This is a genomic window from Cobetia crustatorum (genome assembly GCF_000591415.1).
In the GTDB taxonomy this organism is placed as follows: domain Bacteria; phylum Pseudomonadota; class Gammaproteobacteria; order Pseudomonadales; family Halomonadaceae; genus Cobetia; species Cobetia crustatorum.
The window spans coordinates 132,706-146,031 of the sequence record NZ_JEMF01000025.1 but is presented as its reverse complement, the minus strand read 5'-3'; the positions used below and the strand labels follow the sequence as shown (position 1 = coordinate 146,031).

The window sequence follows — 13,326 nt, the reverse complement described above, 5'->3', positions numbered from 1 at the left end:
TTTTTTATCACGACGCTTATCGAGTCATCCCTCTGTCTGTCGATAGGCCGGCGTATTGGACGCTTTTTATGCTGTGGGCTCCGGCGTTTGTGCCATGCCGGACTTGGTAGCGCACATGCCCAGAGACTGCCCCATGCTGACAGACTGACCAAGCGTCAAGGCATCATCAAACTCGACATTCTCGGGGAAGCACATGACTACCGTCGAACCCAGCTGGAAGCGGCCCATCTCTGCGCCGCGCGCCAGCTCGATCAGTTGGTTGAAGTGCGTCGTTTCGACAGAGCCTGACAACGGCGTTACTTGTCCGCTCCAGACTGTCTTGATCGCAGCGACAATCATGGCGCCGACCAGCACCATGGCCATTGGCCCGTGTTCGGTCTCAAAGATGCACACCAGGCGCTCATTGCGTGCAAACAGTCCTGGCACATGCTGAGCGGTGGCCTCATTGACCGAGAACAGACGGCCCGGTACGTAGGCCATTTCTATCAGGCGCCCCGCCAAGGGCATGTGTACGCGGTGGTAGTCCTTGGGGGACAGGTACACGGTGGCGAAGCGGCCGTTGCGGAAGGGGGCGGCACGCTCCTCGCTACCGCCGAGCAACTGAGTCAGCGAGAAGGCTTGGCCCTTGGCCTGCACCAGCGTGCCATGTTCGATGGCACCAAACTGTGACAGTACGCCATCCGCGGGTGACACGAGCCCTTGGCCTATGGGACGTGCCTCCGGCTTGAGCGCACGCGTGAAGAAGTCATTGAAGCAGGCGTAGGCGCGCGGATCTTCTTCTAGCGCTTCCCCCATGTTGACGTCATAGGCCTTGATGAAACGCTCGATGAAGGTGTTCTTGACCCACGAATTATCGCAGGCGGCAACACGGCCGATAACACGCGAAATCAGATGCTGGGGGAGCGTGTACTGGCTCAGGGAAAACAGCTTGGCGCGATCCACAATGTTGATCCTTGCAAGAAAGAGGAGCCCGCCCTTCTTTGAGGCGGGTGCTGACCAACGATGAGCGATGGTCAGTAGTTTGGCAGCACCTTAGCCCATCGCTAATAGCGGCTCAAGCGTGTGGATCACTGCAGCGGTTGGTTGGCTGGATGATGGAGGAGGGCGTTGCTAGCTGGCTCAGCGCTCGATGGGCGTATCGTCCCGATTGCCCCATTCTTTCCACGAACCCGGATACGCTCGGATATCACTGAAGCCCAGTGCGCGACCGACTAGCCAGGTAAGGCCCGAGCGATGATGGCTCTGGCAGTGGGTGACGATGTGCTGATCAGGATTGATACCACGCGCACCTAGCTCGGTGATTAGCTCGGCGTAGTCGCGGATACGCAGATTGCGCTCGCGATCCATGGCCTCTGTCCATTCAAAGTGCACCGCCCCGGGAATGTGCCCCAAACGTGCATTTTGTCCCTTCTCGCCACGATATTCCTCGACGGAACGTGCATCCCACACCACGACCTTGTCTTCAGGGGCGTCGGCGGCCAGACGATCCAGGATATCTTCGCGGGTCGCCATCACACTGGTATCGACGTACGCCGCGCGGTATTCACTGGGTTGCCACTGTGTAACAGTGTCGACTAGTGGCAGGCCATCGCCTTGCCAAGCATGCAAGCCGCCGTTGAGATAGCTGAAGCGGGTATGACCCAGTAGTGCCAGCGTCCATAGCAAACGGCCAGCCCAGCCGCCGCCTTCGTCATCATAAGCAACAACATGGCTGTCACGCGTGATGCCGAGTGCAGAGATCACCGCTGAGAGTGTCTCTGGACTCGGAATGCCGGGAATCTCGTCATCATTGCTGCCGACCAGCTGTTTGAAATCCAGCAAGCGTGCCCCGGGAATGTGCTGCGCGTGGCTCTCGGCCTTCAGCGGGACATCGACCAGGACGAGATCGGGATGTTCCAGCAGCGAGATGAGGTGTTCTGGCTCGACAATCAAGGGCAGCAGATTAGCCTCGGAGCTGTCGGGTGTCCCCGCAGTATGCAAAGTGTCATGAGACATGGCGTGATCCTTGCTTTGACGAGTAGGAGATGCTGTATCACTCATGATGGCACGCTGGCTGGCAGTAACGTCAAGTGCGACATGACACGGTATGAGTGTTTACGTGTAAGGCAGATTTTATGCATCAGATTTCATGCGTCGATCATGACATCATGCCGATAATTGGCGGGTATCGCATGCCTGACTGACTCGATAGCGCGGTATTTCCGTTTATAATGTTGGCGGTCACATGAAGGGCGATCACTTGTGAGTGATGCGCACGTGCTGTCTGTCGCGCAGGCTCGTCTGTGACTACCGCTGACCCGCTCAATCAAATGCTACACCATCCATGGGAGTCATCACCTTGCTCGAGCGCTGCTTCTCACTTCGTACTGAAGGCACTACGACGCGCACGGAAGTGTTGGCTGGTATTGCCACCTTCCTGGCCTCGATGTACATCATCGTGGTCAATCCGGGCATTCTCTCCGCCGCTGGCGTGCCCTTCAGCGCCGCGCTGACCGCTACAGTGCTGGTCAGCTTCTTTGGTAGCTTGATGATGGGCCTATATGCCCGCAACCCGATTCTCGTTGCACCGGGCATGGGCATCAACGCCTTGTTTGCCTACACCATGGTGCTGGGAGGCGGCATGAGCTGGCAGGTCGCATTGGGCTGCGTATTCTGGGCTGGCGTCATCTTCGCCGTGCTGGCGATGTTCAATGTGCGTCGCCTGGTGATTGATGCGATTCCTGCTCAGTTGCGCTATGCGATTGCCTGCGGCATTGGCCTGTTCATCACTGTCATCGGGTTGGTGAATGCCAAGCTGATCGTTTCCAATCCGGTTACGGTGGTAAGCGTGGCACCGATGACTCCGGCACTGGTGATCTTCATGCTGGGTCTGGCGTTGACGGCCATTCTGGTTGCTCGCCGTGTGCACGGTGCGTTGATCATCGGCATCATTGTTACCACTCTGATGGCCAGTACGATCGGACGTCTGTGGGGGGACGGCACGGTTTACTTCCCGCCGGAGATCGCCCAACCGACGCTGGTCAACTTTACAGGCATCTTTGCCGCCCCGGACTTCAGTGGCTTGCTGGCATTGGACCTGATGGGCTCGCTCAAGATTGCCTATGTGCCGTTCATCTTCGTGATTCTGTTCACGGTGTTCTTCGATGCACTATCGACCTTCATGGCTGTCGCCGAAGCCGGTAATCTCAAGGACGAGAAGGGTGATCCGCGCAATATTCGTCGTTCAATGATGGTCGACGCCTTCTCTGCGCTCGTGTCTGCACCGCTGGGGACCAGTCCTGCGAATGCCTACATAGAATCTGCTGCTGGTATCAGCCAGGGTGGACGCACGGGATTGGTCGCCGTTGTCGTCGCGCTGTGCTTCCTGCCGTTCCTGTTCCTGGCGCCGCTGTTATCACTGGTGCCGGCGATTGCGACCGCTCCCGCGCTGATTCTGGTCGGGGTATTCATGATGGAACCGATCCGCAAGATTCACTGGCATCAGTTTGATGATGCCATTCCGGCATTCATCGCGATGGTGATGATTCCGCTGACGTACTCCATTACTCATGGCATCGTGTTTGGCTTCTTGAGCTTCGTGGTGATCAAGCTCGGCATCGGCAAGGCACGCGAGATCCGTCCCACCATGTGGGTGCTGTTTGCGTTGTCCTTGCTGCTGCTTCTTGAAGGCTGATCGAGACGTCTTCCGGCCGCGCTGAAAAAGTCGGCAGCCCGAGGTAAAAAAGCCCCGCCAGTCATCGCGACTGGCGGGGCTTTTTTCATTGATGTTGCGGAGGCGCTACTGGTGTGTCGACTAGTGTTTGATCAGCTCTCGGTCAGCGAGACGAGAATTTTCTTGTAGCTATCAAAGCGCACACGCCCGATTTCGCCATCCTCGACTGCCTTGAGCAGGGCACAGCCTGGCTCTTTCTCGTGTTTGCAGTCACGGAAGCGGCACATGCCAAGATACTCGTGGAATTCACGGAAGCCATCGGTCACCTGCTCCGGTGTCAGGTGAACCAGACCAAACTCACGGATGCCCGGGGAATCGATCAGGTCGCCGCCGCCAGGCATGTGATAGAGCCAGGCGGTGGTGGTGGTGTGCATGCCTTGACGCGATTCGGTCGAAAGCGGGCCGACGCGCACCTCTTCTTTCGGCAGCAGTATGCTGATCAGCGATGACTTGCCAACGCCACTCTGGCCGACGAAGGCAGAGGTGCGATCACTCAGCTGGGCTTTAAGGGCATCGAGGCCTGCTTCACCGAGTGTGGTACAGGCGACTACCTCGTAGCCGAGCGCCTCGTAGCGCGCCAGCAGGTCACGCAGCTCACCTCCGCTTTCAGGCAGCAGGTCGACCTTGTTGAGCACCAGCACCGGTGTGATACCGGTCGCTTCGGCAGCGATCAGATAGCGATCAATCAGGTTAGGCTGTGGCGCAGGCTCGGCGGCAAAGACGATCAGAATCTGGTCGATATTGGCTGCCACTGGCTTGAGAACACCGCGCATATCAGGGCGTTCAAGCTCAGTGGTGCGAGCGCCGCGCGCGACGACAACGCCGCTGGCATCGCTGGCTTCGCGCCAGATGACACGATCACCGGTCACCAGGGTTTCGAGATTGGCGCGCAGATGGCAGCGATGCAGGCTGCCAGATTCGCTTTCCACTTCCAGGCTGCGCCCGTAGTGGGCGATGACGCGCCCATGCTGTTCTGGGCCGTATTCGCCGGCGTCGAGCTTGTCGCGATCCTGAGATTCGCGTTTCTCTGCACGCTGAGTGCGTTCGGCCTGAACCTTCTCGATCCGCCATTGTTGCTGGCGGCTTAGCTTGCGTTTGCTCATGCTTGGCTGGTGACTCCGGTCGCCGTTCGTTCGCCAGGGACGGGAGGGACTTCCCCCGTTTGCGGTGCGATTGTACCCTTTGCGCCCTCGGGTGTCGTCTGATGCCCTTGGATAGCGCTGCATATCGCTTGTCTATCAGCGATAGTGAGTGCTGTCCCTTACCTGCTCAGCAAGGAGTTGACTCATGGCTAACCTAAACGCGCAGGCTGATCGTCTGATCTGGATCGATCTTGAAATGACCGGGCTTGACCCGTCACGTGAGCGGATTATTGAAGTGGCTACGCTGGTCACCGATGGCGACCTCAACCTGATTGCCGAGGGCCCAGTGCTGGCGGTTCATCAGCCAGATAGCCTGCTGGACGCGATGGACGAGTGGAATACGCGCACGCACGGTGAGTCCGGGCTAGTGAAACGCGTCAAGAAAAGTACAGTGGATACTGCGGAAGCCGAGCGTCAGACGATCGAGTTTCTCGCCGGTCACGTGGCCGCAGGTGCCTCGCCGATGTGTGGCAATAGCGTGCATCAGGACCGCCGCTTCCTGCAGCACGAGATGCCAGAACTCGAAGTCTTCTTCCATTACCGCAATATCGATGTTTCGACGCTCAAGGAGCTGGCACGTCGCTGGAATCCGGCAGCATTGGATGGTTTCAAGAAGCGTGCGACTCACCAGGCGATGGACGATATTCGCGAGTCACTGGCGGAGCTTTCGCACTATCGCAAGACCTTCCTCAAGCTGACCCAGAAGGGCATTGTATAAACCTGGTTTGTCGTTTAAAGCGCGGTGGCCAGTCGAGCACCGCGCTTGATCGCCTGTTCCTTGAGAGACCAGCGCACGTGTTCGCGTAGCGCTTCGCTAGGGTAGGGCAGGCGAGCACGCAGGGCGTGCTCGACACGCTCTGACCAAGGCGCGTTACCAAGCGCAATGGCGATGTTGGACAGCCACTTCTCATAGCCGATGCGCCGGATGGGGCTGCCCTCTGTCTTGCTGAGGAATTCACTCTCGCCCCAGCAGAACAGATCGAGCAACTCGGCACGGTCCAGATCATGGCGCGGGGAGAAGTCGGCTTCCTGACTGACTTTTGTGAAGCGTGTGAAGGGGCAGAACAGCTGACAGTCGTCACAGCCGTAGATGCGGTTGCCCATCTGGCGGCGAAACTCTTCGGGAATGGCACCGGAGAGCTCGATGGTAAGATACGAGATGCAGCGCCGTGCATCGACGACACGGTCTGCGACAATCGCATCGGTAGGGCAGGCGACCTGACAGGCATTGCAGCTGCCGCAATGTTCCTTCTCGAAGGGCTTGTCCACTGGCAGTGGCAGGTCGGTGTAGAGTTCTCCAAGGAAGAATAGAGAGCCAGCCTTTTGATTCATCAGCATGGCATTCTTGCCGAACCAGCCGATGCCGGCTTTCTGGGCAAGCGCGCGCTCCATCACTGGTGCTGAGTCGACAAAGGCGCGGTAACCGAACTTGCCTACCTCGCCTTCTATCTGTTTCGCCAGATTGGCCAGCCGTTTTCGCATCAGCTTGTGGTAATCGCGGCCAAGTGCGTAGCGTGAGACATAGGCCCGTGATGGCTGGCTCAACACCTGGGTGGTTTCAACTTCCGGTGGCAGATAGTCAAGGCGTACGCTAATGACGCGCAATGTGCCGGGTACCAGCTCCTCGGGGCGCGTCCGCTTGGTGCCATGCTTGGCCATGAAATTCATCTCGCCGTGATAGCCGTTGGCTAGCCAGCGCTCGAGATACGCTTCATGTGCAGAGAGGTCAACATCTGTAATACCAACCTGCTGAAAGCCCAGCTCTCGTCCCCAGGTCTTGATGCGTGCTGCCAGCTCGGCCATGGACTGCGCTTCCTGATGTGCTTTCGCTTCCGCTGATGAAACGTCTTGCGCATCAGCATGTGAAGTCAGGTCAGTGGCGTAAGGATATGAAGCAGACATGGATGTTCCAGCGAGACAGGGAATTCAGAAGACAGGGCGGCATGGGGCGAAAGACGGCGCCACCTTAGCGTAACTTGCCCGTTTGCCCAAGTATGGTCGAGATGCAGGGGGCAGGCTGATGTGTCGGAGCGCTGTACGTGCTAGACAACGCACGTTGATGACAGCGCGCGTTGCAAGATTATCAGACAAGGAGTTCATGCATGGCGGCGAGTCAATCCACTTCATCATCAACCTCGGTAGCAAATGCATCGCCCGCCACTGTCAGCATCTGGCGATCGGTCAACTGTCTGTGGCCGATAGCAGCGCTGCGTGATCTTGAACACTGGATGCTGGCCGAAGAAACAGTGGCTGCGGCTAGCGGTTTACCTGAGGCACCGGTAGAGAGGCGTCTGATGGGTCGTGCGGCTCAGTCGGCGTTTGATCTTCTGCGTCAGCGTTGGCCCGAGGCACGCAAGCTGTGTGTGATGTGCGGTGGGGGTAACAATGGCGGTGATGGCTATTTACTGGCTCGCCTGGCGTTGTTGTCCGGCTTTGACGTGCAGGTTGTCGCCTTGAAGCCAGAGGCAGTGTTGACTGGCGATGCACAGCTGGCAGCCGGTGCGGCGCGCGAGGCGGGCGTGACGATCAAGGCGTGGCCGATGGATGATGCCTCAGCGGCAGAGGAGTTACTCAAGGGGTGGCCACTGTTGATCGATGCGCTGACAGGCATTGGTCTGACAAAAGCGCCGCAGGGAGCGCTTGCGCAAGCGATTGATCTGATCAATCAGTATCGCGCGGGTGGGGCGCACGTGATGGCGCTGGATGTTCCCTCGGGACTGAATGCAGCGACGGGTGCCGTCGAGGGCGTTGCGGTCGAGGCAGATGTCACTCTCACCTTCCTGGTTGACAAGCCGGGTCTGCATACCGGCCGAGCCGAGCTGCATGCAGGGCAGGTCAGTTTGGCGCGTCTAGGTGCGGCGCGCGTACTGCCGGAGGTGGTCGTTCAGGCAAGAACAGCAGCCTTGCTGGCTGCTGAAGCTGTGAAGCGGCTGACACCGCGCTGGCTTGAGGGCGAGCTGGTGCCGCGCTCGCCACTGGCTCACAAGGGAGATGCTGGCAGTGTGCTGGTTGTCGGGGGTGGGCCAGGGCTTGGTGGCTCCGTCTTGCTAGCCAGCGAAGCCGCAGCGCGTGCCGGGGCTGGTAAGGTCGCACTGCTTACTGCGCCGGAGCATGTCAGTGCCAGTCTGACGCGCTGCCCCGAGGTCATGGTGCGTGGTCTCAAGAGTGGCCCTGAAGGCAGCAATCATGATGGCTTCGCCGTATTGGAAGCACAGCTGGCGATTGCTAGCGTGGCGCTTGTCGGTCCCGGATTGGGCACTGATGCGCTTGAAACCATGCTGTGGGGTCTTGGCGGGCTACAGCGGGTGCTGGATGCAGGGCAGCCGCTAGTGGTGGATGCTGATGCTCTGAGTCTATTGGCGTTGCGGGCAAAACAGGGCGAGGTCGTACATCGTGATGACTGGGTACTGACGCCGCATCCTGGCGAGGCGGCTCGCCTATTGGACTGCTCTGTTGAAGACATCGAGCGAGACCGTCTGGCAGCGGTGCGTGGCATACAAAAGAAGTATGGCGGCAGCGTAGTGCTCAAAGGTGCTGGCAGTTTGATCGCAAGCCCTGCTGGAGTGCTTGACGGGCCGAATGTGGCGCTATGTCCGTATGGTAATCCTGGTATGGCTAGCGGAGGTATGGGCGATGTGCTGGGCGGTATCATTGCCGGGCTTGCGGCTCAGTCGCTGATGGGCGGCTTCGATGCTCGTCAGTCGCGTGCACCACTGGACGCTGCGGCACAGGCGCAGCGCGTGACACTCAGCATGGCTCAGGCGGCCAGACTTGGCGTGCTAGTCCATGCGCTGGCGGCAGATAGAGCCGTGCAGGAACGTGGTGAACGTGGCCTGCTCGCGGGTGATCTGGCATCCTATATGCATTTACTGCTCAATTCACGGGCCCGAGATGCGCATATTCCTGTCTGATGAAAATGCCCAGGTTGCCTTCGGCAGCCAGCTGGGCGACGTGTTTGCCGGCCACGGGCTGGTATTTATGGAAGGCGAGCTAGGGGCTGGCAAGACGACGCTGACGCGCGGTGTGCTGCGTGCTTATGGCCACCAAGGCGCCGTCAAGAGTCCGACCTATACGCTTGTCGAACCCTACGTGTTACCGCGTACGGATGGCGGGGAATGGCACGTCAATCACTTTGACCTCTATCGGCTCGCTGATCCGGAAGAGCTTGAGTTCATCGGTGGGCGCGATCTGCTCGCCGATGACAGCCTTGCGTTGATCGAGTGGCCAAGCTGCGGTAGAGGATTTTTACCGGCCCCCGATCTGCGGGTTATGCTCTCGGTGCTTGATGAGGGTCGTGAGGCTGAGCTTACTGCGCATACGCCGCGCGGCGAGCGCTGGCTCGTGACACTGGCCGAGTACTTGGCGCCTCAGGCATGATGACGCGCAGGGGTGAATCTGTATCTCGCCAACACGCTCAGGTGCCTGACATTGTTATTCGTTATCTTCATCCATGTTCCTTCTGTCTGGGTCATCCTTACTGATGCCTGAAATTGTGTCTGACTCCCCTCGTACGCGCGTGACGCGCCGCCTTCGTCGCTGGCTGGCGGGAGGGATTGCCTGCTCGCTGGTAAGCTTTGTCTTTGCGCCACAGGCGCTAGCTGCCAAAGTAGAAAATCTGCGTCTGTGGACGGCGCCGGATCACACTCGTTTGGTGTTTGATCTCGACAGTGCCGCCACGGCCAAGATCTTCAGTCTCGATAATCCTGAGCGCCTGGTGATTGACCTTGCGGGTAGCGATGTAGCGAATGCTGCGGTAAGTCGCAAGTTCGAGAAGTTGAATCTCGAGGGCAGCGCCGTGAAATCGATCCGCACTGGTCACCAGGGTAATGATTTGCGTGTAGTGCTCGACCTGACCCGCAAGGTCAATCCCAAGGACTTTACGCTGGCACCCAATGCCAAGTACGGCAATCGTCTGGTCGTTGATCTTGAATTCCCCGGAGAATCGGCGGTGGAAAACCCCATCGATCCGATCGAGGCGCGTATTCGCGAGCAGGAGCAGCTGGCGGCCAAGCGTAAGTTGAAAGGTGAGCCGGTTGCTGCGGCGCCGAATATCAAGGCCTCTACGCATCCCAAGCGCGATATCATCATCGCCATTGACCCTGGTCACGGCGGGGAAGATCCTGGTGCCAGCGGCCCCGGTGGCACCAAGGAAAAGGATGTGGTGCTCAAGATCGGCAAGCGCCTCAAGCGCATGTTTGATGCTCAGCCAGGATTCAAGGCCATCCTGACGCGTAACAGCGATTACTATATTCCGTTGCGCAAGCGCACCGAGATTGCGCGTGAGCAGAAAGCTGACTTCTTCGTCTCGATTCATGCTGATGCCTTCAATAGTCCGCGTCCGCATGGCAGCTCGGTGTTTGCACTGTCCAGCCGTGGCGCCACCTCGGAAACCGCCCGCTGGTTGGCAGCGACTGAAAACCGTGCTGATCTTATCGGTGGCGTGGATGGCAATCTCAGTTTGAATGATAAAGACGAGATGCTGCGCGGCGTGCTGCTCGATTTGACCATGACCGCAACGCTCAATGACTCGCTGGCGGCCGGTAGTGGCGTGTTGGCCAATCTCGGGCGCATGAATACTCTGCACAAGCGGCGCGTCGAGCAGGCCGGCTTCGTGGTGCTGAAGTCGCCAGACATCCCGTCATTGCTGGTCGAGACAGGTTTCATCTCCAATCCCAAGGAAGAGCGCAGTCTCAACAGTGCGGCGTATCAGGAGAAGCTGGCACGCTCCATTTTCACGGGCCTTGAGAACCACTTTGAACGTAATCCACCGCCGTCCAGCCTGCTAGCCTGGAGGCGCGACCAAGCGCGTGGTGGCAAAGGAGGGGAGTATCGCATCAAGAGCGGCGATACCCTGTCAGAGGTCGCGCAACGCCATAGCGTGAGTGTCAGTGCACTCAAGCGTGCCAACGACATGAGCGGGAATACCCTGCGTGTGGGTCAGGTCCTCAAGATCCCGCGTGGCTAGTCCGCGATTGGTCAGTGTTGATATTTATTCGTCCGCCAGGCCCTCATTCTCGTGAATGAATATTCGCTGGCAAGAACGCTTGGCGGATTACTCTGTTTGATGCCAAACAGAGTGTTTACTCGCTTTTGATTCAGGAGTTCATCCATGGCTGACGATCTGTCTGCGCCGGATACTGCCAGCACTAGCGATCGCCGCATTCGTATCCTCAATCCGCGACTGGCTAACCAGATTGCGGCTGGTGAGGTGGTGGAACGTCCGGCTTCTGTGGTCAAGGAATTGGTCGAGAACGCCATTGATGCGGGCAGCACGCGCATTGAGCTGGAATTGGAAGGCGGCGGCGCGCGGTTGATTCGCGTGCGCGACAACGGTTGTGGCATCACAGAGGAAGATTTGCCGCTAGCGCTTTCGCGACATGCCACCAGCAAGATCGAAAGTCTGGATGACCTGGAAGGTGTTGCCAGTCTTGGCTTTCGCGGTGAGGCGCTGGCCTCTATCAGCTCGGTGTCACGTCTTGAGCTGTTCTCGAATGTTTCTGATGAGCCAGCCAATGGCTGGCGTGTCGTCGCTGAAGGTCGCGAGATGGCACCACGTGTCTCCCCGGCACCGCATCCGCGAGGCACCAGCGTCGCGGTGCGTGATCTGTTTTTCAATACGCCAGCACGGCGCAAGTTCATGCGCACAGAGAAGACTGAGTTCGGGCATGTTGAGGAAAGCTTCCGGCGGCTAGCACTGTCACGTCACGATATTGGCTGGACGCTGCGCCACAATCAGAAGGTGGTGCATCAGCTGCGCCCCGGCGATGACACGCTGACGATTGAGCGTCGTATTGGCGCACTGCTGGGGCGTAATTTTCTTGAGCATGCGCTACATCTGGATATCGAGGCGTCCGGGCTCAGGCTTTCGGGCTGGGTGGGCTTGCCGACGCACTCACGTGCACAGGCAGATCAGCAGTACTTCTTCGTCAATGGCCGTGTCGTGCGTGACCGCCTGGTTGCTCACGCGGTACGTCAGGCATATCGCGATGTGCTGTTTCATGGTCGTCATCCAGTGTTTGTGCTCTATCTGGAGCTTGATCCGACAGTAGTCGATGTCAATGTGCACCCGACCAAGCACGAGGTGCGCTTCCGTGATGGCCGTTTGGTGCATGATTTCCTGTTTTCCAGCCTGCACAAGGCTCTGGCACAGGTGCGCCCCGGCGACAGCAGTGCTGCGCCGACTGAAATGGCCGGGCAGGCGCAGGAAAAGGCCGAAGATCCCGGCTGGCAGCAACAGGGTATGCGGCTTGGGCGGCAGGAGCAGGATAGGCAGGAGCAGGATGCTCAGCAGCAAGGCAGTGGAGCACAAGGCAGCCCTTCGACGAACGGAGGGGCTGGGCATGACGAAGCAGCTCATGCAGGAGAGGCGGCGTCAGTCGCTCGCTGGCAGCCTTCCTCCCAGTTGCCACCTGCCGGTGATGGCCGTTCCAGTGAGAGGCTGAGCGCCGAGCGCGTGCGTCAGTTCATGGCGGGTTACCGTGCTCTGCATCCCAGCGAAGATCATCTATTGACGCCGGGCGGCGGTACGGCCACGTCTGACGCTGCTCAGGGCATTCATCAGGATCCGGCGGCAATCGCCAGTGCCGAGCGTGAGGCGAGGCGTGTCCCGCGTGTGACGTTGGGTGAGGCAGCGAGCGGCGTTGCTGAAGCCGCTGCTGCATGGCAGGTGACCGATGAGCCTGCAGCCAGTACTGATGCTGCTATCAGCACGACAGCAGAGAGTTCTTCAGCTTCAAACGTGATCATGCGTGGCTTGCCAGCGCAGACCGTCGATGATGATACGCCGCCATTGGGTTACGCAGTGGCTCAGCTACACGGTGTCTATATTCTGTCTCAGACCTCGCGCGGGCTAGTGATGGTCGACATGCATGCCGCCCACGAGCGCATCACCTACGAGCGCATGAAGCAGCATGTGCATGGCGGTGGCCACCTGGAGGCACAGCCGCTACTGGTGCCGGTATCGTTGGCAGTCAGTTCGCGTGAGATGGGCACCTTCGAGCGCGAGCCAGAGGCCTTTACGCGACTTGGCGTTGAGCTGGACGCTGCCGGTCCCGAAACGCTATTGGTGCGTCAGGTGCCAGTGGTGTTGGGCAACGCCGATGTAGAACCACTGGTACGCGGCATGCTGGAGGATCTCGAGCGTTATGGGCGTAGCGACCGCATGGAGGCGCACATGAATGAGTTGCTGGCCGACATGGCGTGTCGCGGCAGCGTACGGGCCAATCGCCGTCTGACGCTGCCCGAGATGAATGCGTTGCTGCGTGATATGGAGCGCACTGAGCGCTCGGGGCAGTGCAATCATGGCCGCCCGACCTGGACTGAACTCTCCATGAATGAGCTGGATAAGCTGTTCCTGCGCGGCCAGTAGCCACATTCTCAGTATGTCCCGCAACGCGTGGTAGGCTATCAAGCTTGCCGCGCGTTGTTGCAATGATAGTGGCAATGTTGAGTGTTGTTCATGAGGCTCTTGCG

At 59.0% G+C, this 13,326-nt stretch carries 10 protein-coding genes; 6 read left to right on the top strand and 4 right to left on the bottom strand.

Going from position 1 to position 13,326, the window contains the following annotated elements:
- Positions 1-66: 66 nt before the first annotated feature.
- Both asd and BF12_RS0107490 read right to left on the bottom strand, forming a co-directional pair.
- Positions 67-942, bottom strand: a complete 876-nt coding sequence (asd, locus tag BF12_RS0107495; RefSeq protein ID WP_024951744.1) for an archaetidylserine decarboxylase — start codon at positions 940-942, stop codon at positions 67-69.
- A gap of 177 nt (positions 943-1,119) precedes the next feature.
- Entirely contained in the window at positions 1,120-1,995 is an 876-nt protein-coding gene (locus BF12_RS0107490; RefSeq protein ID WP_024951743.1) for a sulfurtransferase, read from the bottom strand.
- A 328-nt stretch (positions 1,996-2,323) separates the two neighbouring features.
- On the opposite strand from BF12_RS0107490, the gene BF12_RS0107485 reads away from it, so the two are divergent.
- Positions 2,324-3,673 (top strand): NCS2 family permease, encoded by a 1,350-nt coding sequence (locus tag BF12_RS0107485; protein ID WP_024951742.1) that lies wholly within the window; start codon positions 2,324-2,326, stop codon positions 3,671-3,673.
- 131 nt (positions 3,674-3,804) lie between these two features.
- Here BF12_RS0107485 and rsgA read toward each other — a convergent pair whose 3' ends face one another.
- Positions 3,805-4,815 carry a small ribosomal subunit biogenesis GTPase RsgA gene (rsgA, locus tag BF12_RS0107480; RefSeq protein ID WP_024951741.1) on the bottom strand — a complete coding sequence of 337 codons (1,011 nt, stop codon included), beginning with the start codon at positions 4,813-4,815 and terminating at the stop codon, positions 3,805-3,807.
- A 184-nt stretch (positions 4,816-4,999) separates the two neighbouring features.
- Between rsgA and orn the strand changes: the two genes are divergently transcribed.
- Positions 5,000-5,572 carry an oligoribonuclease gene (gene orn / locus BF12_RS0107475; protein ID WP_024951740.1) on the top strand — a complete coding sequence of 191 codons (573 nt, stop codon included), beginning with the start codon at positions 5,000-5,002 and terminating at the stop codon, positions 5,570-5,572.
- 14 nt (positions 5,573-5,586) lie between these two features.
- On the opposite strand, the gene queG is transcribed toward orn, so the two are convergent.
- A complete protein-coding gene (gene queG, locus BF12_RS0107470; RefSeq protein WP_035159483.1) occupies positions 5,587-6,657 on the bottom strand; it encodes a tRNA epoxyqueuosine(34) reductase QueG in 1,071 nt (356 codons plus the stop codon).
- 299 nt (positions 6,658-6,956) lie between these two features.
- Here queG and BF12_RS0107460 point away from each other — a divergent pair, with 299 nt between their 5' ends.
- From BF12_RS0107460 to mutL, 4 genes are all read left to right on the top strand, one after another.
- Positions 6,957-8,765, top strand: a complete 1,809-nt coding sequence (locus tag BF12_RS0107460) for an NAD(P)H-hydrate dehydratase (protein ID WP_084488017.1) — start codon at positions 6,957-6,959, stop codon at positions 8,763-8,765.
- On the top strand, positions 8,746-9,231 hold the full coding sequence (tsaE, locus tag BF12_RS0107455) for a tRNA (adenosine(37)-N6)-threonylcarbamoyltransferase complex ATPase subunit type 1 TsaE (RefSeq protein ID WP_024951737.1): 486 nt from the start codon (positions 8,746-8,748) through the stop codon (positions 9,229-9,231). Before BF12_RS0107460 ends, tsaE begins: the two co-directional genes overlap by 20 nt.
- A 103-nt stretch (positions 9,232-9,334) precedes the next feature.
- Positions 9,335-10,819, top strand: a complete 1,485-nt coding sequence (locus BF12_RS0107450; protein ID WP_051510814.1) for an N-acetylmuramoyl-L-alanine amidase — start codon at positions 9,335-9,337, stop codon at positions 10,817-10,819.
- A 144-nt stretch (positions 10,820-10,963) separates the two neighbouring features.
- Positions 10,964-13,222, top strand: coding sequence for a DNA mismatch repair endonuclease MutL (gene mutL, locus BF12_RS0107445; RefSeq protein ID WP_024951735.1), 2,259 nt, complete (start codon positions 10,964-10,966; stop codon positions 13,220-13,222).
- Positions 13,223-13,326 lie beyond the last annotated feature (104 nt).

Bases quoted from the DNA above. Each gene is read 5' to 3' on its own strand.
- BF12_RS0107490 (WP_024951743.1), bottom strand. From the start codon at position 1,995: ATGTCTCATGACACTTTGCATACTGCGGGGACACCCGACAGCTCCGAG.
- BF12_RS0107485 (WP_024951742.1), top strand. From the start codon at position 2,324: ATGGGAGTCATCACCTTGCTCGAGCGCTGCTTCTCACTTCGTACTGAA.
- rsgA (WP_024951741.1), bottom strand. From the start codon at position 4,815: ATGAGCAAACGCAAGCTAAGCCGCCAGCAACAATGGCGGATCGAGAAG.
- orn (WP_024951740.1), top strand. From the start codon at position 5,000: ATGGCTAACCTAAACGCGCAGGCTGATCGTCTGATCTGGATCGATCTT.
- queG (WP_035159483.1), bottom strand. From the start codon at position 6,657: ATGGCCGAGCTGGCAGCACGCATCAAGACCTGGGGACGAGAGCTGGGC.
- BF12_RS0107460 (WP_084488017.1), top strand. From the start codon at position 6,957: ATGGCGGCGAGTCAATCCACTTCATCATCAACCTCGGTAGCAAATGCA.
- tsaE (WP_024951737.1), top strand. From the start codon at position 8,746: ATGCGCATATTCCTGTCTGATGAAAATGCCCAGGTTGCCTTCGGCAGC.
- BF12_RS0107450 (WP_051510814.1), top strand. From the start codon at position 9,335: ATGCCTGAAATTGTGTCTGACTCCCCTCGTACGCGCGTGACGCGCCGC.
- mutL (WP_024951735.1), top strand. From the start codon at position 10,964: ATGGCTGACGATCTGTCTGCGCCGGATACTGCCAGCACTAGCGATCGC.